The organism is Thioalkalivibrio sp. ALE19, assembly GCF_000428605.1.
Classification (GTDB): Bacteria; Pseudomonadota; Gammaproteobacteria; order Ectothiorhodospirales; family Ectothiorhodospiraceae; genus Thioalkalivibrio.
Genome location: NZ_AUAG01000029.1, coordinates 12,308 through 34,883, shown reverse-complemented (window position 1 = coordinate 34,883; position 22,576 = coordinate 12,308). Strand labels below are relative to the sequence as shown.

22 protein-coding genes are annotated in these 22,576 nt (G+C 68.6%); 11 read left to right on the top strand and 11 right to left on the bottom strand.

The window, feature by feature from the left end; all coding sequences use genetic code 11:
- Positions 1 to 41: 41 nt before the first annotated feature.
- A complete protein-coding gene (locus tag F787_RS0111795; RefSeq protein ID WP_018870466.1) occupies positions 42 to 779 on the bottom strand; it encodes a hypothetical protein in 738 nt (245 codons plus the stop codon).
- A 128-nt stretch (positions 780 to 907) separates the two neighbouring features.
- Here F787_RS0111795 and F787_RS0111790 point away from each other — a divergent pair, with 128 nt between their 5' ends.
- Both F787_RS0111790 and F787_RS0111785 read left to right on the top strand, forming a co-directional pair.
- On the top strand, positions 908 to 1,234 hold the full coding sequence (locus F787_RS0111790) for a PilZ domain-containing protein (protein ID WP_018945592.1): 327 nt from the start codon (positions 908 to 910) through the stop codon (positions 1,232 to 1,234).
- The gene (locus F787_RS0111785; RefSeq protein ID WP_028492306.1) at positions 1,231 to 1,740 is read left to right on the top strand and encodes a CinA family protein; all 510 of its coding nucleotides are present in this window, start codon (positions 1,231 to 1,233) and stop codon (positions 1,738 to 1,740) included. Before F787_RS0111790 ends, F787_RS0111785 begins: the two co-directional genes overlap by 4 nt.
- 38 nt (positions 1,741 to 1,778) lie before the next feature.
- Here F787_RS0111785 and F787_RS16495 read toward each other — a convergent pair whose 3' ends face one another.
- The gene (locus tag F787_RS16495; protein ID WP_018870463.1) at positions 1,779 to 1,955 is read right to left on the bottom strand and encodes a PLDc N-terminal domain-containing protein; all 177 of its coding nucleotides are present in this window, start codon (positions 1,953 to 1,955) and stop codon (positions 1,779 to 1,781) included.
- Between the two features lie 468 nt (positions 1,956 to 2,423).
- On the opposite strand from F787_RS16495, the gene F787_RS0111770 reads away from it, so the two are divergent.
- A complete protein-coding gene (locus F787_RS0111770) occupies positions 2,424 to 2,870 on the top strand; it encodes a YaiI/YqxD family protein (protein ID WP_028492305.1) in 447 nt (148 codons plus the stop codon).
- A gap of 117 nt (positions 2,871 to 2,987) precedes the next feature.
- Positions 2,988 to 4,211: a hypothetical protein gene (locus F787_RS0111765; RefSeq protein WP_028492304.1), complete on the top strand. Its 1,224-nt coding sequence runs from the start codon at positions 2,988 to 2,990 to the stop codon at positions 4,209 to 4,211.
- Between the two features lie 53 nt (positions 4,212 to 4,264).
- On the opposite strand, the gene cysZ is transcribed toward F787_RS0111765, so the two are convergent.
- The gene (gene cysZ / locus F787_RS0111760) at positions 4,265 to 4,975 is read right to left on the bottom strand and encodes a sulfate transporter CysZ (RefSeq protein ID WP_028492303.1); all 711 of its coding nucleotides are present in this window, start codon (positions 4,973 to 4,975) and stop codon (positions 4,265 to 4,267) included.
- 94 nt (positions 4,976 to 5,069) lie between these two features.
- Positions 5,070 to 5,696, bottom strand: coding sequence for a bifunctional 2-polyprenyl-6-hydroxyphenol methylase/3-demethylubiquinol 3-O-methyltransferase UbiG (locus tag F787_RS0111755; RefSeq protein WP_028492302.1), 627 nt, complete (start codon positions 5,694 to 5,696; stop codon positions 5,070 to 5,072).
- Between the two features lie 220 nt (positions 5,697 to 5,916).
- Here F787_RS0111755 and F787_RS0111750 point away from each other — a divergent pair, with 220 nt between their 5' ends.
- The 4 genes from F787_RS0111750 to F787_RS17345 all read left to right on the top strand — a co-directional run bounded on the left by F787_RS0111750 (position 5,917) and on the right by F787_RS17345 (position 13,750).
- Complete coding sequence (locus tag F787_RS0111750) at positions 5,917 to 7,542, top strand: methyl-accepting chemotaxis protein (RefSeq protein ID WP_028492301.1); 1,626 nt, start codon at positions 5,917 to 5,919, stop codon at positions 7,540 to 7,542.
- Between the two features lie 77 nt (positions 7,543 to 7,619).
- Entirely contained in the window at positions 7,620 to 10,166 is a 2,547-nt protein-coding gene (locus F787_RS0111745) for an EAL domain-containing protein (RefSeq protein WP_369774278.1), read from the top strand.
- Between the two features lie 171 nt (positions 10,167 to 10,337).
- The gene (locus tag F787_RS0111740) at positions 10,338 to 11,669 is read left to right on the top strand and encodes a DEAD/DEAH box helicase (protein WP_028492299.1); all 1,332 of its coding nucleotides are present in this window, start codon (positions 10,338 to 10,340) and stop codon (positions 11,667 to 11,669) included.
- A 170-nt stretch (positions 11,670 to 11,839) separates the two neighbouring features.
- Complete coding sequence (locus tag F787_RS17345; RefSeq protein WP_028492298.1) at positions 11,840 to 13,750, top strand: methyl-accepting chemotaxis protein; 1,911 nt, start codon at positions 11,840 to 11,842, stop codon at positions 13,748 to 13,750.
- A gap of 7 nt (positions 13,751 to 13,757) precedes the next feature.
- Here the strand turns inward: F787_RS17345 and F787_RS0111730 are convergent, their stop codons facing one another.
- The 7 genes from F787_RS0111730 to egtC form a co-directional block, all read right to left on the bottom strand.
- Entirely contained in the window at positions 13,758 to 14,111 is a 354-nt protein-coding gene (locus tag F787_RS0111730; protein WP_018870451.1) for an ArsC family reductase, read from the bottom strand.
- The gene (gene dapD, locus F787_RS0111725; RefSeq protein ID WP_018870450.1) at positions 14,104 to 14,925 is read right to left on the bottom strand and encodes a 2,3,4,5-tetrahydropyridine-2,6-dicarboxylate N-succinyltransferase; all 822 of its coding nucleotides are present in this window, start codon (positions 14,923 to 14,925) and stop codon (positions 14,104 to 14,106) included. Before dapD ends, F787_RS0111730 begins: the two co-directional genes overlap by 8 nt.
- 73 nt (positions 14,926 to 14,998) lie before the next feature.
- Positions 14,999 to 16,195, bottom strand: coding sequence for a succinyldiaminopimelate transaminase (gene dapC, locus F787_RS0111720; RefSeq protein WP_019569928.1), 1,197 nt, complete (start codon positions 16,193 to 16,195; stop codon positions 14,999 to 15,001).
- A gap of 97 nt (positions 16,196 to 16,292) precedes the next feature.
- On the bottom strand, positions 16,293 to 16,613 hold the full coding sequence (locus tag F787_RS0111715; protein ID WP_019569929.1) for a rhodanese-like domain-containing protein: 321 nt from the start codon (positions 16,611 to 16,613) through the stop codon (positions 16,293 to 16,295).
- 24 nt (positions 16,614 to 16,637) lie between these two features.
- Positions 16,638 to 17,381, bottom strand: a complete 744-nt coding sequence (locus tag F787_RS0111710; RefSeq protein WP_019569930.1) for an SIMPL domain-containing protein — start codon at positions 17,379 to 17,381, stop codon at positions 16,638 to 16,640.
- 34 nt (positions 17,382 to 17,415) lie between these two features.
- Positions 17,416 to 18,597, bottom strand: a complete 1,182-nt coding sequence (locus F787_RS0111705; protein WP_028492297.1) for an SUMF1/EgtB/PvdO family nonheme iron enzyme — start codon at positions 18,595 to 18,597, stop codon at positions 17,416 to 17,418.
- A gap of 15 nt (positions 18,598 to 18,612) precedes the next feature.
- Positions 18,613 to 19,395: an ergothioneine biosynthesis protein EgtC gene (egtC, locus tag F787_RS0111700; protein WP_018870445.1), complete on the bottom strand. Its 783-nt coding sequence runs from the start codon at positions 19,393 to 19,395 to the stop codon at positions 18,613 to 18,615.
- A gap of 115 nt (positions 19,396 to 19,510) precedes the next feature.
- On the opposite strand from egtC, the gene egtD reads away from it, so the two are divergent.
- The 3 genes from egtD to F787_RS0111685 are packed head-to-tail and all read left to right on the top strand — an operon-like array spanning position 19,511 to position 22,570.
- Entirely contained in the window at positions 19,511 to 20,539 is a 1,029-nt protein-coding gene (egtD, locus tag F787_RS0111695) for an L-histidine N(alpha)-methyltransferase (protein ID WP_018870444.1), read from the top strand.
- Between the two features lie 4 nt (positions 20,540 to 20,543).
- Complete coding sequence (locus F787_RS0111690; RefSeq protein ID WP_018870443.1) at positions 20,544 to 21,047, top strand: histidine phosphatase family protein; 504 nt, start codon at positions 20,544 to 20,546, stop codon at positions 21,045 to 21,047.
- A 2-nt stretch (positions 21,048 to 21,049) separates the two neighbouring features.
- On the top strand, positions 21,050 to 22,570 hold the full coding sequence (locus F787_RS0111685; protein WP_028492296.1) for a Ppx/GppA phosphatase family protein: 1,521 nt from the start codon (positions 21,050 to 21,052) through the stop codon (positions 22,568 to 22,570).
- Positions 22,571 to 22,576 lie beyond the last annotated feature (6 nt).

Below are 22,576 nucleotides of genomic sequence, written 5' to 3'. Positions count from 1 at the left end.
GCGGTGTCCGGGGGTTCCCGGGCACCGCCTTTTTTGTCCGGTCAGGCGGTGGCGGCGGGGCGTTCTTCGCGGCCCTCGCGCGACCCGGTGTAGCGCCAGGCCTTGCGGAAGGTGGTGCGCAGGGGCGATTCGAGATGCGCGCGGGCGCGTGCCGGGGCGATGCCGTGGTCGCGGCAGAACAGGGCCAGGGCCCAGGCGAGTTCGTCGCGGCCGAGGTCGGCGTCGCGATCGGCCGACGGACCCTTGCACGCCCCGCAGCCGTTGACCCGCACGCGGAACGCCGTGTTGGCCAGAAAGATGCCGAAGCCCATGCGCGTGGCCACCAGCTCGGCAATGGCGTCGGCATTGCCCTCGGCGGCCGGGGCGGGTTCGCGGATGCCCTCCACCCACCAGGCCGCCAGTTCCTGCGCGAAGGTGCCGACCAGGGCCTGGCGATTCCCGATCAGCTGCGGGTCGTAATGGAAGATCCGCTCGCCACCGGCGCTGGCCGCGCCCAGCGCGGTGACCGGCTGCGGTGCCAGTCCTCCGGGTTCGGCCAGGCGGGCCGCGCGCTGCTCCAGGCCCGCATGCCGGCGGACGCTGGCGAACACCTGCTCGGCCATGCCGTGCGGGCTGTCCGCCTCGCCCGGGAAGTGCTCACGGATGGGCTGCACCAGGGTCGGCGGGTCGAAGGGCCGGTCGGCGGCGGGCTGACGGTCCACCCACGCAAACACCGCGCGGATCCACTCGCGGGTATCGACATCAAGGACCGGATCGGGCTGGAACAGGCGTGCAAGCATGGCGGGCGCGTTTCTGGAGGTGGTTGATCCATCGTATGCCATTCCGTCCCGTCGGGGCAGCCCCTGCTGCAAGCGCACCGGAATGTGTCAGACTCGGAGTCCGAATCCCCAGGGGCAAGGATGGAGACATGTTTGGCGAGGAGGACCGGCGGCGGGATCGTCGCATCCCCGTGGGCGTGACCGGGGAGGTGTACTGGACCGGTTCGGGGCAGACCACGCGAGTGGAAATCCATGACCTGGCCGCCGGCGGCTGTGCATTGATCGCCGGCTTCGAGGTGGATGCCGGGGTGGTGGTGATGGTGACGGTGCCGAGCCCCGATCCGCGCATCGAGAACCTGCAGCGGCGGGGACGGGTGCTGCGCTGTGACAGCGCGGATCCCGACCGTGAGGGCCGGCGCCGATGGCGCCTCGCGGTGGCCTTTGAAGAAGAACCCACGGGAGACGCGACACCATGACCGAATTGCGCAAGGCGGATGTCACCGGGTTGTCGGCCCTGGTCTATGACCTGGGCGAGCGGATGACTGCGCGCGGGCTGGTCATGGCCACGGTGGAATCCTGCACCGGGGGCGGGATTGCCCAGGCACTGACCGATGTGCCCGGCAGTTCCGCCTGGTTCGAGTGTGGCTGGGTGACCTACAGCAACGCGGCCAAGACCCGCCTGGTGGGCGTGGACCCGGCGTTGCTGGACGTCCATGGCGCCGTGAGCGAACAAGTGGCGGCCGCGATGGCCACGGGCGGCCTGACGCACAGTGGCGCCGACCTGTCCCTGTCGGTCACCGGCGTCGCCGGGCCGGCCGGCGGTTCACCGGACAAGCCGGTGGGCATGGTGTGCTTCGGCTGGCAGGCGCGCCACGGAGCCGTGCGCACCGAGACGCGGCACTTCGACGGCGAGCGTCATGAGGTGCGTCGCCAGGCCATGCTGCACGCGCTGGCCTCGCTGCTGGAGCACGAACTGGGCTGAAGCACGCTCCCGCGGAGCGGACCGTGGTGCGCGGAGGCCTACTTCGGTCCGAGCAGCAGCCAGGCGATCAGCCCCAGCAGGGGCAGGAACAGCAGGATCAGGATCCACAGGACCTTCACCACCGGGCCGGCGGGACTCTGCGCGGTCCGGACAATCGCCCAGATGATGATCAGCAGCCAGACAAGGCCCAGAATGCCGGTGATTTCAATGCCCATGCGGTGCTCCGGTAGCGGCGTGAATCGTGTCGAGCGCACGGATATCACGTGCAGGGCCGGAACACCAGCCCGCCGGGGCGATGGTCTATACATAAAAGTTACCAAAGGGTATCGGCGGCACGGGAGGTATGGTCATGCAGAGGATTCCCGCAAGGTCGGGTTCGGGTGCTCCCCCGGATCCGGGCACTCCGACGAGGCGAGCGGAAGCGCGCGACGGCGAGACCGGCGACGAGGGCATGCCGACGGCCGCCGTCCGGAGTCCGAGCATGCACGAAGGCGTGGAGGTCTGGTGCGACTGCTGCTCCTGCGAGGCCGAGCCCTACTGGCTTGCGGTGGCTGCGGACCTGGGAATCGATCCGGACTGAGGCGTCCGAACTGCCGCGAGGGAACCATGATAAAGGGGTCAGTGACCGACCACGGGTCCCGCGCGCCCGTCCGTCGGATGTTGGGGCATGCGGGGGCATCGGTATGAAGATCTGGGTGGACGCGGACGCCTGTCCGGCGGTCATCAAGGAGATCCTGTTCCGGGCCGCGAAGCGCACCGGGGTGGCGATGACCCTGGTGGCCAATCAGCCGGTGCGCACGCCGCCGTCGAAGCTGATCGATTCGATCCGGGTGGGCAGTGGCTTCGACGTGGCGGATAACGAGATCGTGCGGCGGCTCGAGGCGGGTGATCTGGTGATCACCGCGGACATCCCGCTGGCGGCCGAGGTGATCGAAAAGGGCGGCGAGGCGCTCAACCCGCGGGGCGAGCTCTATACCCGCGACAATATCCGCGAGCGCCTGAGCATGCGCGACTTCATGGACACCCTGCGCTCCAGCGGGGTCGACACAGGCGGGCCGGCGGCACTGGGCCCGCGCGACCGTCAGGCCTTCGGCAATGCCCTGGACCGCTGGCTGGCGCGTAACACCTAGGGCAGTGCCAGCTGGGTGTATGGTCCGTGTTCGTCGATCCTGTCGTCGTCGAACTCGAAGGGCGGTCCGGGCGTATTCGTTCCAGTGCAGAACCAGCCGAGTGTTGGAGGGCATGCGATGAAGTGGCAAGTACTGGCGGTGTTCGCGGGCCTGGCGCTGGTCTGCGCCCCGGTGGCGGCCTCGGACCGCGAGGATCCGGCGGAGCTCGACGGGGTCGCTGTCGAGGAGGTGGTGGAGGAGGATGACGGCGAGGAGGACGCGCTGTCGTTCGACCAGCATCGGGCGGTGGAATTGCTGGGCGAAGCGAGCCGGCACTTCGACGAGCTGACCGAGCTGCCGGAAAGCCGCTGGCTGCGGCGCGATCAGCAGAGCGCCCGGGAGGACATCGACGACCTGATCGATGACGCGCTGGAGGTCATGGACGTGCCCGAGATCGTGTCCATGCGTCGCCAGTACCGGGAGTTGGAAGACCGGATCATGACCGAGCAGGAACGTCGGGCCGATCTGCGCGAGGAGCGGATGTTCGCGCCGGATACGGATGCCAGCACGCTCGCTCGGTTCACGCCCACTGAGACCCTGCGCGAGATGACCGCCCGCACGCGCGGTGACTTCGACCGGCTGATCGAGGCGCGCGAACGCAACATCGCCGCCTACGAGGAGGAACTGGAGACGCTCAAGGGCGAGATGGCCGCGGCGCTGGAGGGTGTGGGGCTGTCCATGCCGCCGGATCAGCTGGAGCTGTGGATGAGCTCGGCGATCGGCGACGACGTGGTGTCCATGGCGGTGGTGTTTCGCAGCATCCGCACGCTGACGCAGCGTCTCGAGGAGCTCACCCGCGAGAGCGGAGAAAACCTCAACGTGGCCGGTCGTTACTACGGCATGGTGGTGATCCTGCATCGGCTGGTGGTGACCATGCAGGAGCGCTTTGTCGAACGGGTGGACGAGGAGATCGTGCCGCGCCTGGAGGCCTACCGCGAAGAGGCCGACGAGATCATTGCCGAATCGCGGGAACTGATCCGCGAGGGCGGGCACCGCAACAGCCTGGAGTCCAATATCGCGGCCAACGAACTGACCCGTCAGGCGATCGACCTGTACCTGGAGGTGGTGACCGGCCAGCGCGAACAGGTGGCCGAGGCACTGGAGATCAGCCGTTACGAGAAGCAGGTGGCGGTTAACACCTACCGCACCGTGCAGCTCAGCGCCAACGTGGCGGATCTGATCCGTGATGGCCTGGACACCTTCGAGACCCTGTCCGAGCTGCAGGTCCCGGAGACCGCGGAATTCCGCAACGACAAGATCCGCGAGGAATTCCGCCGTCTGACCGAACGGCTGGAACGGTGAACGGCAGGAAGACCTCCCCGGCGCGCAACGGGTCCTGACCCTGCCCCGTCCTCTCAGCCTCGCGACTGCTGGCGCGCCCACAGGTGGGTGGCGCCGATCACTGCCGCCGGGACCAGCAGCAGGTTGACCACGGGCACCATCGCCAGGAGGGTCGTTCCGGCGCCGAACGCGAGGGTCTCCGGACGCCGTCGGCCCAGACCCTTGCGGATTTCGGCGAAGGTCAGGCCGTCGTTGGCCAGCGGCGGCTCCTGGAACTCCACCGCCAGAACCCAGCTGCCGAAGACGAACCAGGCGAGCGAGGCCAGCAGGTTGAGGCCGGGAATGACGGTAATCAGCAACACCGGGATGAACAGCAGCGCGTAATAGCCGAACTTGCGCAGGGCGGTGGCCGTGGCGTGGCCCATCTCGCCCGCCAGCGAGCGCGCGGGCTGGCGCGGTTCGTGGCCGAGGCCCCGGGCGGTGCGGTAGGCCAGCGGTCCGGAGAAAGGACTGGCGATGATCGCGGCCAGGGCCACCGCGGAGACCCCGAAGCCCACCAGCAGGGTCAGCACGAACAGCGGCCAGAGCAACCAGGCGAGCCAGTCCCAGCCGGCCGGCAGCCAGGTGTCCAGCAGGATCTCGAAACCGAATCCGGCGGCGATGCCGATCCCGACGATGACCGCGATGTTGATCAGCAGCGGACCGATCACCAGGCCGCGCAGGCCCGGGTCGAATACGCGCGCCAGCCCGCGAAACGGTGCGAGGAAGGCGAACAGGGCGTTCATCCCGCCTGCCACTGGGCCAGCCATTGGGGAATCTCTTCGGCCGGCATCGGGCGTGCCATGCCGTTCCCCGGACGATTCCGTGATCGGGTGCGCGTCAGCATGAATCCAGCGTAACACTCTCCGGCGATGCTACCGCGAGGCAGGCGGCCCGGGCGCCGTGGCGTTCGAGCACGGTCCATTCGTCCAGCCGCAGACCGGCGGCGCGCAGCTGGGCGCGGAACTCGTCCTCGTAGGTGACGCGGCCGAAGTCGATGCTGGTAAGCCTGCGCAGGGCGGGCTTGAGACGCTCCAGCATCGGTGACGGGCGCTGCTGGATGGTCTGGGTGAAGTAGATCCGGCCGCCGGGGCGCAGCAGGCCGGCACAGTGGCGCAGGGCCGCCCCGGGATCCGGCAGCAGCATGAAACTGGCGGAGAAATACACCGCGTCGTAGGGACCGCCGGCGTGCTCGTAAACCGATTGCCGGTGCACCGTGACCCGGGCGGACACAGGCGATGCCGCCAGCCGCTGCTGCGCGCGTTCGACGTAGTCCGGGTCGATGTCGATCCCCGTGATCGCGAGCTCCTTGCGGGTGACGGCATCGGCGTTCGCCAGCAGTGCGCCGGCGGTACCGATCCCGACGTCCAGCAGGGCCACCCGCGGCGGCATGCGCTCCAGAACCGCGGCGTACCAGCGCGCGGTCATGCGCAGGATCAGGCTGTCGTAGATGCGGCTTCGCAGCATGGAGCGTTCGAACCGTCCGATCACGGGGTGGCCATGCAGGATACCGGACCCCGCAGCGCGCCGTGGACCCCCTGCATCGGGACCATGCCCCAGTATGGTGCGAGGTCTTGGAAGACGTCCTGTCATTGTTTCATTTAAGTTTCAAGTTTCCGGGACGTTAAATAATTCACAAAACTCGGGGCCGGTCGGATTCCGGTCGGTCGACCAACGGGGGGATACTATGCAATGGCTCGCCAATCTCAAGCTGCGCAGCAAACTTGGGCTCGCCTTTGGCGTGGTCCTGCTGCTGATGCTGGCCATGGCCTTCACCAGCCTCACCGGTGATCGCTACACCACGGCGCAGTATGAAGCCGCGATGGATCGCATGGAGGACGTGCAGTTCCAGATCCAGATGGAGACCCAGCACGTCAAATGGGCGCTGGATCTGTCGCAGTCGTTGCTGACGGGCAGCGAGTTCACCGGCGAGCTGGATCATACCCGGTGCAACTTCGGCCAGTGGTACTACGATTTTCAGGATTCCGAGGCCTACGAGATGGCCAGCCCGGAGTTCCAGCGGGCCTTCGACCGCCTGGAGCAGCCGCATTACGACCTGCATGCCAGTGCGCACGCGATCACCGATGCGGTACGTGACGGCGATGACAGCGAGGCGGAGGAGACCTACAGCCGCCAGACCCTGGCCCATCTGGAGACCATGGAAGAAGGTCTGCAGAACATGCAGCGGGTACTGACCGCCGAGAGCGAGGCGATGTCCGAGGCGGCCCGCAGTGCGCAGGTTCGTGCAGCGGGCATCATGATCGGCACCTCGGGGGTGGCCATTCTCGCCGGCGTGCTGATGGCGGTGCTGCTGGCCGGTTACCTGGTGCGTGCGATCGATGCGCTGCGGGCGCGGGCGGTGGAGATGGCGGACGGCGATCTGCGCGGCGATCCGCTGCCGGTCAAGGGTTGCGACGAGATCGGCGTGGCCACTGAGGCCTTCAATACCATGGAGCAGGACATGCAGATGCTGGTCCGTCAGGTGGTTGACTCCGGCGAGCAGGTGGCCTCGGCGACCGACCAGCTGGCTGCGGTGGCCGAGCAGACCCGCAACGGCGTGGCCAGCCAGAAGGAGGAGACCGATCAGGTCGCCACCGCGATGAACGAGATGTCGGCGACGGTGGCCGAGGTGGCCAGCAATACGCAATCGGCGGCGGATGCGGCGGGGGCCGGCGATCAGGCGGCGACCGAGGCCAACGCGACCACGCGCCAGACCGCCGATGCGGTGGATCGCCTGTCGTCCGAGATCCATTCCTCGGCGGATGCGGTGCGCGAGGTGGCCGAGAAGAGCGAGGAGATCGGCCAGATCCTGAACATGATTCAGGAGATCACCGAGCAGACCAATCTGCTGGCCCTGAACGCGGCGATCGAGGCGGCGCGGGCCGGCGAGGCCGGGCGGGGTTTCGCGGTGGTGGCCGACGAGGTGCGCGTGCTGGCCGGTCGTACCCACGAATCCACCGAACGCATCGGGTCGATCATTACCGGCCTGCAGAAGGGCGTGAAGAACGCGGTGGGGGCGATGGAGACCAACGAAAACAGTGCCCGCGGCGTGGTGGACGAGGTCCACGGCGTGCGTGACCGCCTGGAGCAGCTCAGTCAGTCGATCCGCACCATCGACGAGATGACCACCCAGATCGCCAGCGCCGCCGAGGAGCAGAGCACCGTCTCCGAGGAGATCAACCGCAACGTGCAGAACATCAGCACCGTGGCGGACGAGAGCTTCAGCGCCTCCAGCCAGGTGGCCACGGCCAGCGAGCAGCTTTCGCGACTGGCGTCCGAATTGCGCCAGCGCGTGGAGCGTTTTCGGGTGTAGGATAAGACGGGTCGAACGGTGGAAGGCCGGAGGCCCGCATGTCCACAGCAAGGAACGCCGTAGATCGGCTATGGCGAATGCCTGCGCCCACGCTGGTGGTCGCGGGCTTTTTTGTGCTCGCCGGATGTGGTGGCGATACTTCGCGGGACGACCCGACGATGCTGCGGGTGGGGCTGTACGAGAACGAGCCCAAGATCTACACACGGGAAGACGGACGCCCGGCCGGGCTGTTCCCGGTCCTGCTGGAGGCCCTGGCCGAGCGGGAAGGGTGGCGCCTGGAGTACCGGGACTGCCAGTGGGCCGAATGCCTGGCGCAACTGGAGGGGGGCGAACTGGACCTGATGCCGGATGTGGCCCTGACCGGGGAGCGCGAGCATCGGTTTCGTTTCCACGAAATCCCGGTCGCGCAGTCATGGAGCCAGGTCTATGCCCCGCGCGAGGCTTCGGTGCGCTCGCTGGCGGACCTGACGGACCAGCGGATCGCGGTGCTGGAGGGTTCGGTGCACGAGGACTGGCTGATCCGGGAGATGGAGCCGTCGGGGGATGGTGAGCCGCGCCTGGCAAGCCGCCAGTCTCTGGACCGGGTGCTGGAGGCGGTGGACGCGGGGGCTGCGGACGTCGCGGTGACCAACAATTTCCACGGCGGGCGTCACGCGGAGCGCTCCGGGCTGTTCGAAACGCCGGTCTCCTTCGACCACACGGGGCTGTATTTCGCCGCCTCGCCCGCGCTGGACCCGGCCATCCTGGAGGCCGTGGATCGTCATCTGGCTTCGTGGAAGGGCACGCCCGATTCACCGTATCACCGGGCCATGGCCGAGACGCTGACCCCGGAAGTCCGGGGGGTGCTGCCCCGCTGGGCGGCGCCGGTCCTTGCGAGTGCGGGCGGGCTGGCGCTTCTGTTCGGCGTGCTGGCACTGGTCCTGCGCTGGCAGGTGCGGTGGCGCGCGCGGGAACTGAAACGGGCCAACCGCCGCTTTCGGCATCTGCTCGACAGCTCGCCGGTGGTGATCTACTCGCTGTCCTCCGCCGGGGACCCGCTGCACTGGGTCAGTGGCAACCTCCATCCGCTGTTCGGCTACTCCCCCGAGGAAGCGCTGCGACCCGGCTGGTGGCGTGAATGTCTGCATCCGGAAGACCGAACCCTGGCCCGTCGGGCGCGTGAACAGGCGCGGGAGCAGGGACATGCGGTGATCGAATACCGATTGTATGACGCCCGGGGCCGGGTGCGCCGCGTGCGGGACGAGATGCAGTGGAGTCCGGCGCCCACCCGTAGTGGAGTGGGCGAGATCATCGGCAGCTGGACCGACCTGACCCAGAGCTTTGAACAGCGTGAGCAGCTGCGCCTTCTGAGCCATTACGACAACCGGACCGGGCTGCCCAATCGGACCCTGCTGCACGACCGGATCGGACACAGCATCGAGATGGCGATGGGGCAGGACGAGTCGCGACGGCTGATCGTCCTGCTGGATGTCGACCGCTTCAAGGGGCTGAACGAGACGCTGGGCACGGCGCTGGCGGACCAGGTCCTCCTCGGCGTCGCCCAGCGTCTGTCACAGTATGCCGGCCCGCAGGACACGGTGGCGCGCTCCGGCGCGGACGAGTTTGCCCTGCTGCTGGAACGGCCGCCAGCGGGGGAGGCCCGCGAGCAGTGGCTCGACGGACTCCTGGACGTGCTGCGCGAACCGTTCCGGCTGGCGGGACGGTCCCTGCGGGTTACCGTAAGCGCGGGCTATGCGGAATTCCCGGTGGACGGGGCCACCACCGAAGAACTGGTGACCGCGGCGGAACTGGCGCTGGACGAGGCGCGGCGCGGAGGAGGCAACCGCCGGGAAGCCTACGTCTCCGGTCTGGGGGAACGCACATCGCGGCGCACCCTGCTGGAAAGCGATCTTCGCGAGGCGCTGGTGCGCGAGGAGTTCGAGCTGTTTCTGCAGCCCCAATATGGCCTGGACCCGTTCGTCCTGACCGGGGTCGAGGCACTGGTACGCTGGAACCACCCGGAACGGGGCCGGGTGTCCCCGGGCGAATTCATCCCGCTGGCCGAGGAAACCGGGCTGGTCATGGCGATCGATCAGTGGGTGCTGGACCAGGCCTGCGCCCACCTGGCGGAGCGGGATGCGCAGGGGCTTCATGTCCCCCGCATGGCGGTGAACCTGTCGGTGATGGAGCTGGAAGACGGGCATCTGACCCGAATGGTGCAGTCGGTCCTGGACCGCTACGGCCTGCAACCGCATCGCCTGGAACTGGAAGTGACCGAGACCATGCTGATGCGTACTCCGGAGAACGCACTGGCCGAGCTGGGGCGGCTCAAGGAGCTGGGAGTCGAGCTGGCAATGGACGATTTCGGCACCGGCTATTCCAATCTGGCCCTGCTGCATCGCATGCCGCTGAACCGCCTCAAGCTGGACCAGTCGCTGGTACAGGATATCGGGCGTTCCCGCTCCAACGAGGACATCATTCGTGCGATCCTCGCGCTTGCGCGGACCCTGGATCTTGAAGTGATTGGCGAGGGTATCGAGACCGAAGCGCAGCGTGATTTCCTGCTGCAGGTCGGGTGTCGCGAGGGGCAGGGGTATCTGTGGTCCCCTCCGGTGCCGGCCGAGCAGTGCCCCTGCCGTGACTGAACCAGCCCGCGCTGGCTTGTAATGGGGCCGGGAAGGCCGTATGGTGGCGGATTACCGAACGCCCCGCCCGTCAGCGTCCGTTCACTTGATCGTTTCGATCCCCCCGATGTCGTCTTCCCCGATGGGTGCCCCTTGGCCGAGCGTTGAGCGGCGGGTTGCGCTGGAGCACTCATGTCTGACCAACCGACTTTTGCCGGCCTGAATCTGGCCGAACCCCTGCTGCGCGCGCTTTCCGCCGCCGGCTATACCCATCCCACGCCGATCCAGGCCGGGGCCATCCCCGAAGTACTGGCCGGGCGCGATCTGCTGGCCGCGGCCCAGACCGGCACCGGCAAGACCGCCGGCTTCACCCTGCCGATCCTGCAGAAGCTCGCGGAAAATCCGCCGGCGCGCGCCGGTAACGGCCGTCCGCGCGCCCTGGTGCTGACCCCGACGCGGGAGCTGGCTTCCCAGGTTCACGATTCGGTGAAGACCTACGGCCAGCATCTGGACCAGCGCTCCATGACCATCTTCGGCGGGGTGGGCATGAATCCGCAGATCCGCGCGCTGCGCAGCCGCATGGACGTGGTGGTGGCCACGCCCGGGCGCCTGCTGGATCACGCGAACCAGAAGACGATCGACCTGTCCGGGGTCGAGATCCTGGTGCTGGACGAGGCGGATCGCATGCTCGACATGGGCTTCATCCGCGATATCCGCAAGCTGATCGCGATGCTGCCGAAGAAGCGCCAGAACCTGATGTTCTCGGCCACCTTCTCCAATGACATCCGCAAGCTGGCCGATGGCCTGCTGACCAACCCGGCCTGCGTGGAAGTCGCGGCGCGCAACACCGCCTCGGAGAGCGTGGAGCAGAAGGTCCACCTGGTGGAAAGCCATCAGAAGCGGGATCTCCTCAGCCATCTGATCCGCAGCAACGACTGGGAACAGGTGCTGGTCTTCACCCGCACCAAGCACGGCGCCGATCGTCTGGCGGACAAGCTCACGAAGGACGGTGTCCAGTCGGCGGCGATCCATGGCAACAAAAGCCAGAACGCCCGCACCCGGGCGCTGGAACAGTTCAAGTCCGGCCGCGTGCCGGTGCTGGTGGCCACCGATATCGCCGCGCGCGGGCTGGACATCGACCAGCTGCCGCAGGTGGTCAACTTCGAGCTGCCCAACGTGCCGGAGGACTACGTCCACCGCATCGGCCGCACCGGCCGTGCCGGCTGTGAAGGTTCGGCGCTGTCGCTGGTCGGTGGCGACGAGCTCAAGCTGCTGGCCGGGATCGAGAAGCTGATCCAGCGTCCGATCGAGCGGATGGAGACCGATGGCTACGCGGCGCCGCAGCCGGTGGCGGATGACCGCCCCCGCCGTGGCCGTGGCAAGGGCAGTGGTGCTCCCCGTGGCAAGGGCAACGGAAATGGCGCCGGCAACCGTTCCGGACGCTGCGGCGGTGGTCCGCGTCAGGGGCAGGGCCGCGGCACCGAAGGCCGGGGCCGCGGTCAGGCCGCCTCCGGGCGCCGCTGACACGGCTTCCCCGGTGTCGCGGCGCGGCACCGGGGAATGCGGGGCGAGCGTCTTCCGTCCGCTCCCGAAGAAATGTGAAGCAGTACACGAAACGCACCTCCCGGGGTGCGTTTTTTCGTGGGGCTCAAGGCGGCTGGAGATTGGCCGTCAAAGGGATCAGGAACCGGAGGATGACGATGAAGATACAGGGCCTGCGCCTCAAACTGATCCTGCTGGTGATCGCGGTCAGCACCATCCCGCTGTCCATCATGGGCGGGGTGACCTTCCACAGCATGAAGGGCCAGCTGCAATCCAGCCTGGAACAGACGCTGGTGAATGTCGGCGAGCAGGTGCAGGCGGCAGTCGACCGGCGGGTGCTGGATCATGGTCGGGCCCTGCGCAGCGTGGCCCGGGCGGATATCGACGATCCGGCCGATGCACAGGCCGCGCTGGAGGGCATGCGCGAGGAATATTCCGGCTTCCGCTGGGCCGGCCTGCTGGATGAAGACGGCGAGGTTCTGGCGGAAACCGGTGATGCGGGCGAGCTTCCGGGGGTTGGCAGCGAGGGTACCCGCGACGAAATCCTCGCCGCGGCGCGGGCCGGTGAACGTCTGCTGGATGTGGACGTCGAGGCGGATACGGCCGACGGGCGCTTTATCACCTACCTGGAGTCCCTGAACGACGGTCGGGTGCTGGCGGCCCAGCTGCCGATGGACGTGATCCGCGAAGTCTCTGATCGGGTCACGATCGGCGAGACCGGCCGGGTCACGCTGTTCAATGGCGACGGACGGCTGATCGGGCACCGCGACATGGGCCGCTTCGGCTATGACATGAGCGACTACGCCATCATGGAGTCGCCGGTACACCACCGCGAAGGCGACCCGGGCGGGGAGTTCCTCAGTGGCGACGGGGACCGCAAATGGGGTCTGACCGTGATGTTGCCGGAGGTGGCGCAGGAGTATGACGTCCACTGGGGCCTGATCGTCGACCAGACCCTGGGCGAGTTGTACGCCCCGGTGAACACGCTGTGGTGGCTGTTGTGGGGGCTCTGGGTGGTGGCCTTCCTGGTCGCCCTGGCCATTGGCTGGATCTACGCCGGGGTGCTGACCCGGCCGCTGGAGCGCCTGGCCACCGGCCTGGAGGCGGTAGGCAGCGGTTCGGCGGATCTGGGGTATCGCGTGGATATCGCCACGCGCGACGAGATCGGCCGCACCGGCAGTGCGTTCAACCAGGTGATGGAACGGCTGTCCGCCCTGATCGGCCAGGTGGCGGACGCCGCCGACGGCATCGCCGCGTCGGCGCGTCAGCTGGAAGGCCGCAGTGCGGAACTGAGCCGTGCGACCGGTGAGCAGCGCAGCGACGTGGAGCAGGTGGTCACCGCGATGAACCAGATGTCGGCCACCGTGCAGGAGGTCGCGAACAACACCCAGAGCACCGCGGAGCAGGCCGATCAGGCGACACAGGCGGTGCATGGCGGGCGCGAGGTGGTGACTGCCACGCAGGAGACCATCAATGCCCTGGCCGGGGAGATCAATCGTTCGCGCGATGTGATCGACGATCTAAAGGGGGACAGCGACAACATCGGCACCATCCTGCAGGTGATCGAGGAGATCGCCGACAAGACCAACCTGCTGGCGCTGAACGCCGCGATCGAGGCGGCGCGGGCTGGGGAGGCCGGACGGGGCTTTGCGGTGGTGGCGGACGAGGTCCGGCATCTGGCGCAGCGCACCAACGACTCCACCGGCGAGATCCGCGGGATCATCGAGAAACTGCAGGGTGCGGCGGGGCGCGCGGTGGAGGCGATGGATGCCAGTCAGCGGCAGGCCGAGTCCAGTGTCAGCAAGGCCGACGAGGCCCGCAATTCACTGGACGCCATCGACCAGTCGGTCAGCACCATCGACGACATGACCCGGCAGGTGGCCAGCGCCACCGAGCAGCAGAGCCAGGTCGCCGAGGAGATCAACCGCAACGTGCACCACATCAACGATCTGGCGGCGCAGAGTGCCGATGGGGCCTCCGACATGCAGCAGGCGGTGGAGGCCCTGGAGGCCCTCGCCCGGCAGCTGCAGCAGGAGGTCGCCGGCTACCGCCAGCAGGGCTGACGGGCCGCTACTCCGCCCCCAGGGCCCGGGCGTTCTCCGGGCCCCAGCCCAGCCTCACGCGGCCGGCGTGTTCGATCACCGGACGGCGGATCAGGGTCGGTTTCTCCAGCATCAGGGCCAGAGCGCTGTCCTCGTCGAGGGCCTCGCGCTGTTCCTTCGGCAGCTGGCGCCAGGTCGCGCCGCGGCGGTTGATCAGGGCCTCCCAGCCCAGCTCCATGGCCCATTCCCGCAGCCGTTCGGGATCCAGGCCGTCCTTGCGGAAATCCACGAAGCGATAGTCCACGCCGGCCGCCTCCAGCGCCCGGCGTGCCCGCCGCACGGTGTCGCAGTTGGCGATGCCGTGGAGGACGACCTCAGACATCGCGCAGCAGTTCGTTGATGCCGACCTTGGCCTTCGTCTGCTCGTCGACGCGCTTGACGATGACCGCGCAGTACAGCGAGTACTTGCCGTTCTCCGCCGGCAGGGTGCCGGGCACCACCACCGCGCCGGCGGGCACGCGGCCGCGGATGATCTCGTCGTTCTCGCGGTCGTAGATGCGGGTCGACTGGCCGAGGTAGACACCCATGGAGATCACCGCGCCTTCCTCGACGATCATGCCTTCGACCACCTCGGAGCGTGCGCCGATGAAACAGTTGTCCTCGATGATGGTCGGGTTCGCCTGCAGCGGTTCCAGCACGCCGCCGATGCCGACGCCGCCGGACAGGTGCACGTTCTTGCCGATCTGTGCGCAGGAGCCGACCGTGGCCCAGGTATCGACCATGGTGCCTTCGTCGACGTAGGCGCCGATGTTCACGTAGGAGGGCATCAGCACCACGTTGGGGCCGATGTAGCTGCCGTGACGGGCGGTGGCCGGCGGCACCACGCGTACGCCGCCTTCGCGGAAGTCGCGGCTGGAGGTGTCGGCGTATTTGGACGCGACCTTGTCGTAGTAGTTGGTGAAGCCGCCCTTGATGAACTCGTTCTCCGAGATGCGGAAGGACAGCAGCACGGCCTTCTTCAGCCATTCGTTGACCACCCACTCGCCATCCTTCTTCTCGGCGACGCGGGCACGGCCGCTGTCGAGCATGTCCAGCGCCTCGTTCACGGCGTCGCGCACGCTGGTCTCGACGTTGCGCGGGCTGATCTCGGTGCGGCGCTCGAAGGCGGTTTCGATGGTGTTCTGCAGGTCCGACATGGTGACGTTTCCTTGTGGTCGATCGTAGATGAAAAAACGAAAGGAACGGGTGCGGGAGGATCGGCGGAGCTGATCAGCGATACAGCCCGACGATGCGCTCGGCGGCCTCGACACAGGCCTCGGGTTCGGCGACCAGCGCCATGCGCACATGACCGGCGCCCGGGTTGTAGCCGCTGTCGGGGTGGCTGCGGCCGAGATAGCGCCCGGGCAGCACGGTGACCCCGGCCTCCGCGTACAGCCGGCGGGCAAAGGCCTCGTCGTCGCCGTCCGGTACCCGCGGCCACAGGTAGAACCCGGCTTCCGGCGTGCTGACCTCCATCACCTCCTGGAGCTTCGGCACCACGCGGGCGAACTTCTCGGCATAGAGGTCGCGATTGGCCTCGACGTGGGCCTCGTCCGCCCAGGCCGCGCGGCTGACCGCCTGGGTCGGGGTCGGCAGGGTGCAGCCGTGATAGGTGCGGTACAGCGCGAAGCGTTCGAGGATTCCGGCGTCGCCCGCCACGAAGCCCGAACGCAGCCCCGGCAGGTTGGAGCGCTTGGACAGGCTGTGGAACGCGATGCAGCGCCGGAAGGTGTCGTTGCCCATGCGCGCGGCGGCGCCCAGCAGACCCGGTGGCGGATGGCCGCGCGGATGGTAGATCTCGGAATAGCACTCGTCGGCGGCGATCACGAAGTCGTGGCGCTCGGCCAGCTCGATCAGGGTCTGCAGCTGGTCCTCGGGGATCACTGTGCCTGCGGGATTGCCGGGGTTGCAGACATACACCAGCTGCACCGATTTCCACAGCGATTCCGGTACCTGCGAGAAGTCCGGAAGGCAGCCGCGCTCGGAATCCAGGTCGTAGAACGCCGGTTCGGCCCCGGCCAGCAGGGCCGCGCCCTCGTAGATCTGGTAGAACGGGTTGGGCATCAGCACACGGGACTCGGCGCGTGGATCGACCACCGCCTGGGCGATGGCGAACAGCGCCTCGCGGGTGCCCGCCACCGGCAGGATCTGGCGCTCCGGGTCGACCCCGTCGGGCAGGGTGAAGCGCTGCTGCAGCCACAGGGCGATGGTCTCGCGCAGGGCCGGGGCGCCGCGCGTGGTCGGATAGTGGTTGTAGCCGCTGACCGCCGCTTGCAGCGTGGGCTCGACGAAGTCCGGCAGCGGGTGCCGCGGTTCGCCGATGGACAGCGCGATCGGATCCACGCCCCCGGGCAGCTCCAGATCGGCGAACAGCGCCCGCAGGCGTTCGAACGGATAGGGCTGGAGCCGGTCGAGGTCAGGATTCATCGCTTGCTCGCAGTGGGCCGGAAAACCGGTCAGTATACGGAATGAGGCCGGCACGTCCCAGTATTCCCCGCACCGGCCGGGGCCGGGTCGGGCGGGATCAGTAGACGGGCATGTTCAGGTCCACCTCGCGCGCCCAGGCGTCCACGCCGCCGCGCAGGTTGATGACGTGCGGGAAGCCGGCCCGTTCGAGAAATCCCGCCACCTGCTGGCTGCGTACGCCATGGTGGCAGATGACGACGATCTCGGCCTGCGGATCCAGTTCGTCCCGGCGCGACGGGATCTGGCCCATCGGCAGCAGGCGTGAGCCCTCGATATGGCAGTGCTCGAACTCCCAGGGTTCACGCACGTCCAGCAGCAGCGGCGGCGGGTCCGCCGTGGCGAGGTAGTCGTTCAGTTCCGGCGCGGTCATCTGGCGCATGCGGTCTCCGCTGTCGTGCCCGGCTTATCGGGGTGTCACGCGCAGGGTGTCCGCTCCCAGGGCCTGCATGCGACCGTCCACACGGATGGTCAGGGTGCTCTCGCCGGCTTCCAGCGCGGGGGCGCTGGCAACTCCTTCGGAGCGTGCCATCATCGGCTGCGGTCCGTGGCTGTGCTGGCGCGTGAGTTCCATCTCCAGCGGCCGCAGATGCGAGGCGCCGATGCTGCGCGCCATCGCCCGGGCCTGATCCGTCAGGTCCTCCACCGCATCGTCGATCATCTCGCGGCGTGCCTCCCGTTCGCGCTCGGCGGACACGCCGAAACGGATGCCGCTGACGGTGAGCTCGTGTTCCTGCTGCAGCTCGCCGACGCGCTCGGTGAGGCTGTCGAAGTCGCCGCCGCGCAGTTCCAGACTCTGGCGCACCTGCCAGGCGGTGATCCGGCTGCGGTCATTGCGGTCCTGGATCGCGCGGGTGCTGTAGTCGAGGGTCCGGGTGTCGATGTGTTCGAATGCCTCGAGGTGCGCCAGGGCACCCTCCATTCGCTGATTGACCTGGGCGGCGGCATCACGCGCTTCGGGCGCGCGGGCCTCGGCCACCAGGGTGGCGATCATGCGGTCGTTCTCGACCTGACGCTCGGCGGTGCCGGAGAGCTTGAACACCGTGGCCCCGTCGCCGCCCGCGGCGGCCGGCGTGACGGCGGCCCCGGCCAGGATCAGGCCGCAGAGCAGGGTGGTGATACGGGTCGGGACGGAGGTCGGGGCAGGCATGGCGGTTCCTTCTCGGACATTGATCAGTGTTTCCCTAGCGGTCGCGCACCAGGCGCAGTCCGGCGAACACGTGGCGTTTCTCCGGGGTGAAGAAATTGCGCAGGCTGGGCCGGCACAGGATCGGATCGCTCCATTCGCAGCCGCCGCGCAGGACCCGGTGTTCCCCGTCGAACCACGGCACCGAGAACCCTTCATAAGGATAGGCCCGGAATCCCGGATAGGGAAAGAACGCGTTGTCGCACCATTCCCAGACCTGGCCGGTGGCCTGCAACGCACCTTCCCGCGCGGCGCGTTCCCATTCATGTTCGTGCGGCAGGCGGGCGCCGGCCCAGCGGGCGTGGGCGCGCGCGGCGAACCAGCACAGGCCCATCGCCGGCGCATCCGGGTCCAGCGGGGCCTCGCCATCCGGACGGGTCTGCCACCAGTGCCCATCCCCTGCCCGCCACCATCCCAGCGGGCCGCGGGTACCCGATTGCCGGAGCCACTCCAGGCCGGCGCGATCCCAGAACTCGGGGCGCCGGTAGCCGCCCTGTTCGATGAACGCCGCATGATCGGCGTTGCTGACCGGGCGGGCGGCGATCTCGAAGGGTCCGGTGGTGGTTTCGTGGACGCCGCGTTCGTTGTCGAAGGCGTCGACGCCGGCGTAGCCGACGGTGTGGCGGGCGGCGTCGAACGGGATCCAGTCCCGGTCCGGCACCGGGGTGCCCGTGTCCGCGCCCGGCCGCGGCGGGGCGGGCGCCTGTCCGGGTTGCGCGCCGTGCAGCCGGGCGAACCAGCGAACCTGTTCCAGGGTTTCCAGATGCATTGCATGGTGCTGGGCAAGGAAGCCCGCGAGATAGTCGCCGACCATCAGCGGATGGTCCTGGATCGCGGGGTCCGCCAGCCATTCGCGGTGCAGGGTCTGGCGCTCGTTGCCCCAGGCCCGCAGCCGGTCCCGCGGGGGCAGGCGGCCGCCCCGGCGCCATTTGGGACTCAGTTCGGGGAAGTACAGGTCGTGCCAGTCGCGCTGCGCCTCGGGCGGTTGCTGCGGCAGGCGCTCGCCCAGCCAGACCGCCTCGATGAAATGGCAGTGGGCATAGTGCCAGTCGACCGGGCTCAGATCGCGATGGTACTGATTGCGGCCCGCGGCGGGTGGGGTGCCGTCGAGGGCGTCGTTCAGGCGCGCATGCTGGCTGGCCAGGCAGTCACGCAGATTGAGGGGCGGGTTCGCGGACATGTCGGCAAGAGCACGTTACAGGGCGAGAAGTTCCGGCGGGCTCTCGGGCTCCACGCACAGCAGATGATGCGGCGGCACCGCCCGCCAGGCCTCGCGGTCGGTCAGGGGTTCCGAGGCGATCACCACGCTGCCGTCCGGGAACGTCTCGTCATCGGTGGTGTAGTAAAGGCTGGGCGAGTCGGCATTCACCGCGTGGCGACTGGCCACGATGCGCCGACCGTCGCCGATGATCACGTTGAGCAGGGCGTGTTCGTCCCCCAGCCATTCGGCCACCAGCGAGAAGGCCTCGCCCAGTGCGCCTTCCAGGGTGGTTTCCGGGTCGTCGGCCAGCAGCTGGCGGATCAGCGCGAACAGGTATTCGGAATCCGTGGTTCCCTGGATGCCCTCCTCGATTGCCGGTTCCAGGCGCTGCTGGATGCAGCGGCGGATGCGCGGGAGGAAGCTCCGGATCAGGCCGTTATGGCTGTACAGCAGTCCGTCGCGCGCGAACGGCTGGGCATTGGCGGTGTCGCCGCCGAAGCCGGGCGTCGCGCTGCGGATGGCCGCCACCCACTGGGGCTGGTGCAGGTGTCCGGCGAGGGTCTGCAGGTTGGGGTCCTGCCAGATGGGGTCGGCACGGCGATAGTTCAGCGGTTCGCCGCGCTCGTCGAACCAGCCGAAGCCGAAGCCGTCGGCGTTCACCCGGGCGTAGACCAGTTCCTGCGGTCCGATGGCCTGCTCGGTCAGCGAATGCGGCGGATCCATCAGCAGGGCCCGCAGGGGCAGGGGAGGACCGAGATAGGCGAGGTGGCGGCACATGGGAGTCGGCGGTTCGGGGTGGTTCGGAGAAAGTCCCGGCGAAGCACTCCGGTGCTGGGAGCCGTCGCGGTTTTCATGCTAGCGTGCCGGAAAACCCAGGACGACGGAACCCCCGATGGCCGCATCTCCCGCCGAGCGCATTCCCGAGCGCTATTCCCGCCGCACCGTCGAGGTTCGCGACGCGCACGCCGAACTGCTCGCCGACTTCCGTGCCGGGATGCTGGAACCCCCGCGCAGCCTGCCGCCCAAGTATTTCTACGATGCCCGTGGTTCGGCGCTGTTCGACGCCATCTGCGATACCCCGGAATACTATCCCACCCGTCTGGAGGCCTCGCTGCTGGAGCGCAACGCCGAGGCGATCATCGCGGCGGCCGGGGCGTCCACGCTGGTGGAGCTGGGCAGCGGCACCTCGCGCAAGACCGAATACCTGCTCGCGCCACTGGAACGCGCGGCCGGCGAGCGGGCGCATTACGTCGCCAACGACGTGTGTCCGGAGATCCTCGACGAGGCCGGTGCGCGGCTGGTGGAGCGCTTCCCGCAGCTGAGCATCCGGGCGCTGGCGGGTGATTACATCGCTGCCCTGGAGGCCCTGACCGATGACGAGGCGGAGAGCGGTCACGGCGAGGCTCGTCTGTTCACCTTTCTCGGCAGCAGCCTAGGGAACTTCGAGGATGCCGAGGCGATCGCGCTGCTGCAGACGATCCGCCGGACCATGGGGCCGGACGATCACCTGCTGCTGGGCCTGGACCGGGTCAAGCCGGTGGACGTGCTGGAGGCGGCCTATGACGATGCGGCAGGGGTCACCGCGGCCTTCAATCTGAACCTGCTGTCGGTGCTCAACCGCGAGCTGGGGGCCGATTTCGACGAGCGCGGTTTCGTGCACCGCGCGCCGTTCAATCATCAGGCCTCGCGCATCGAGATGCATCTGGTGGCGCAGGCCCCGCAGCAGGTGCGGGTGGACGCGTTCGACACCACCCTGGAGCTGACCGCGGGCGAAGTGATCCGCACCGAGATCTCGCGCAAGTTCGACGCGACGATGATCGACCGGCTGCTTGCCGGCAGCGGTTTGCTGCGGGATCGCGAGTGGCTGGCCGGCGACGGCTGGTATTCGCTGCTGATGCTGCGCCCGGACCCGGAGGCCTGATCCCGTGAAGCGCCCCGATCTGGTATTGCTGCGCCACGCCCAGTCCGAGGATCCGTCGGCATTCGACGGCCCCGACCGCGATCGTCCCCTGACCCGTGAGGGTGAAGCGAGCGCGGCGGCCATGGCCCGTGCACTGGTGCCGCTGCTGGCGGAGCCGGCGCGGGTCTGGGTCAGCCCCTGGCACCGCGCGGCGCAGACAGCCGCGCCGCTGGCGCGGGCCCTGGCCTGCGAGGCGGAAACCGTGGACTGCCTGCGCCCGGGGCAGCTGGTGGGCCCCGAGCTGCAGGAGCGGCTGCAGACGGAGAAGGATGGCGGCAGCATCGTGCTGGTCGGGCACGAGCCGGATCTGTCGCGGCTCGCCGGCCGCCTTCTCGGGCTGTCCGGCGGCGCGGCACCGGTGGCCATGGGCAAGGGCGATGCCTGCGGCCTGGGCGGCCATCTGCCCGGCCCGCTGCATCTGGTGTGGCACCTGCCGCGCGGGGTGCTGGAACGCCTCGGCGGGGCCTGACCATGACGAACGAGGGGCAGGCTGGCCAGCCCGGGGAGGTCGAGACCGTCGCGGCGGTGGACCTGGGTTCCAACAGCTTTCACATGATCGTGGCGCGGCGTCAGGGCAGCGAGGTCCTGATGCAGGACCGGCTGAAGGACATGGTGCGGCTCGCCAGCGGGCTGGATGCCCGTGGCGGGCTGGACCCGGCGGTGGCCGAACGCGCCATCGCCTGCCTCGAACGCTTCGGCCAGCGCCTGCGCGGGCTGCCGCCCGGCAGCGTGCGCGCGGTGGGTACCAATACCCTGCGCCAGCTGCGCAATGCCGATCGTTTCCTGCAGCGCGCCGAGGCGGCGCTGGGTCATCCGGTGGAGATCATCGGCGGGCGCGAGGAGGCCCGCCTGGTCTACCTCGGGGTCGCCCATACCCTCGCGGACGAGGGCGAGCGGCGTCTGGTGATCGACATCGGCGGCGGTAGCACCGAGTTCATCATCGGGGCGCGTTTCGAGACCGAGCGAGCCGAGAGCCTGGAGATGGGCTGTGTCAGCTTCACCCGCCGGTTTTTCCCGCGCGGGCGCCTGACCCGGCGTGCGTTTGAAGCCGCGGAGCTGCAGGCCGGACGCGAGCTGCAGCCGCTGGTCGGGACCTATCGCCGGCTCGGCTGGGCGCAGGCCCTCGGATCGTCCGGGACCATCCTGGCCCTCAGCCGGATCGTCGAGGGACTGGAGCTGGATCCCGAACCGGGGCTCACGCTGGCCTCGCTGGAGGCCCTGCGCGAGCGCATGATCCGCAAGAAGCGCAGCGCGGATCTGGACGACCTCCCGGGGCTCAACGAGGACCGCCGACCGGTGATTGCCGGCGGGCTGGCGGTCCTGATCGGGGCCTTTCGCGCGCTGGGGATCGAGCGTCTGCATCCCTCGGACGGTGCGCTGCGCGAGGGCGTGGTGCACGACCTGCTGGGCCGGATCCGCCACGAGGACGTGCGCGGACGTACCATCCATCACCTGCGCGAGCGCTTCGCGGTGGATGCGGAACAGGCGCGGCGCGTGCAGGCCACCGCCGACTGGCTGGCCGATCAGGTGGCCGGGGACTGGCAGCTCGGGTCGGACGACCGCGATCGTCTCAGCTGGGCCGCGGAGCTGCACGAGATCGGCCTGGCACTGTCGCACGCGAAATACCACAAGCACGGGGAATACATCCTCGACTGGGCCGATCTGCCCGGGTTCTCGCGGCCGGAACAGCAGGAGCTGGCGCGACTGGCGCGGCTGCATCGGCGCAAGCTCAAGCCCTCGCTGCTGAAGGACCCGCGTCCCGGGGACGACGAAGGGTTTCGTCATCTCGTGGTGCTGCTGCGGCTGGCGGTGCTGCTGCACCGTCCGCGCACCGACGATCCGCTGCCGCTGGAAGCGGTATGCCCGCGCACGGCGGGCCTGGAACTGATCTTCGCCGACGGCTGGCTGGACGCGCACCCCCTGACCCGCGCCGATCTGGAGGCCGAGGCTGCGGAACTCAAACGGGTCGGGGTTCGCCTGGCCTTCGCCTGACCGGGT

Excerpts from the sequence above, each read along its gene's own strand:
- F787_RS0111795 (WP_018870466.1), bottom strand. The coding sequence starts at position 779 with ATGCTTGCACGCCTGTTCCAGCCCGATCCGGTCCTTGATGTCGATACC.
- F787_RS0111790 (WP_018945592.1), top strand. The coding sequence starts at position 908 with ATGTTTGGCGAGGAGGACCGGCGGCGGGATCGTCGCATCCCCGTGGGC.
- F787_RS0111785 (WP_028492306.1), top strand. The coding sequence starts at position 1,231 with ATGACCGAATTGCGCAAGGCGGATGTCACCGGGTTGTCGGCCCTGGTC.
- F787_RS16495 (WP_018870463.1), bottom strand. The coding sequence starts at position 1,955 with ATGGGCATTGAAATCACCGGCATTCTGGGCCTTGTCTGGCTGCTGATC.
- F787_RS0111770 (WP_028492305.1), top strand. The coding sequence starts at position 2,424 with ATGAAGATCTGGGTGGACGCGGACGCCTGTCCGGCGGTCATCAAGGAG.
- F787_RS0111765 (WP_028492304.1), top strand. The coding sequence starts at position 2,988 with ATGAAGTGGCAAGTACTGGCGGTGTTCGCGGGCCTGGCGCTGGTCTGC.
- cysZ (WP_028492303.1), bottom strand. The coding sequence starts at position 4,975 with ATGAACGCCCTGTTCGCCTTCCTCGCACCGTTTCGCGGGCTGGCGCGC.
- F787_RS0111755 (WP_028492302.1), bottom strand. The coding sequence starts at position 5,696 with ATGCTGCGAAGCCGCATCTACGACAGCCTGATCCTGCGCATGACCGCG.
- F787_RS0111750 (WP_028492301.1), top strand. The coding sequence starts at position 5,917 with ATGCAATGGCTCGCCAATCTCAAGCTGCGCAGCAAACTTGGGCTCGCC.
- F787_RS0111745 (WP_369774278.1), top strand. The coding sequence starts at position 7,620 with ATGCCTGCGCCCACGCTGGTGGTCGCGGGCTTTTTTGTGCTCGCCGGA.
- F787_RS0111740 (WP_028492299.1), top strand. The coding sequence starts at position 10,338 with ATGTCTGACCAACCGACTTTTGCCGGCCTGAATCTGGCCGAACCCCTG.
- F787_RS17345 (WP_028492298.1), top strand. The coding sequence starts at position 11,840 with ATGACGATGAAGATACAGGGCCTGCGCCTCAAACTGATCCTGCTGGTG.
- F787_RS0111730 (WP_018870451.1), bottom strand. The coding sequence starts at position 14,111 with ATGTCTGAGGTCGTCCTCCACGGCATCGCCAACTGCGACACCGTGCGG.
- dapD (WP_018870450.1), bottom strand. The coding sequence starts at position 14,925 with ATGTCGGACCTGCAGAACACCATCGAAACCGCCTTCGAGCGCCGCACC.
- dapC (WP_019569928.1), bottom strand. The coding sequence starts at position 16,195 with ATGAATCCTGACCTCGACCGGCTCCAGCCCTATCCGTTCGAACGCCTG.
- F787_RS0111715 (WP_019569929.1), bottom strand. The coding sequence starts at position 16,613 with ATGCGCCAGATGACCGCGCCGGAACTGAACGACTACCTCGCCACGGCG.
- F787_RS0111710 (WP_019569930.1), bottom strand. The coding sequence starts at position 17,381 with ATGCCTGCCCCGACCTCCGTCCCGACCCGTATCACCACCCTGCTCTGC.
- F787_RS0111705 (WP_028492297.1), bottom strand. The coding sequence starts at position 18,597 with ATGTCCGCGAACCCGCCCCTCAATCTGCGTGACTGCCTGGCCAGCCAG.
- egtC (WP_018870445.1), bottom strand. The coding sequence starts at position 19,395 with ATGTGCCGCCACCTCGCCTATCTCGGTCCTCCCCTGCCCCTGCGGGCC.
- egtD (WP_018870444.1), top strand. The coding sequence starts at position 19,511 with ATGGCCGCATCTCCCGCCGAGCGCATTCCCGAGCGCTATTCCCGCCGC.
- F787_RS0111685 (WP_028492296.1), top strand. The coding sequence starts at position 21,050 with ATGACGAACGAGGGGCAGGCTGGCCAGCCCGGGGAGGTCGAGACCGTC.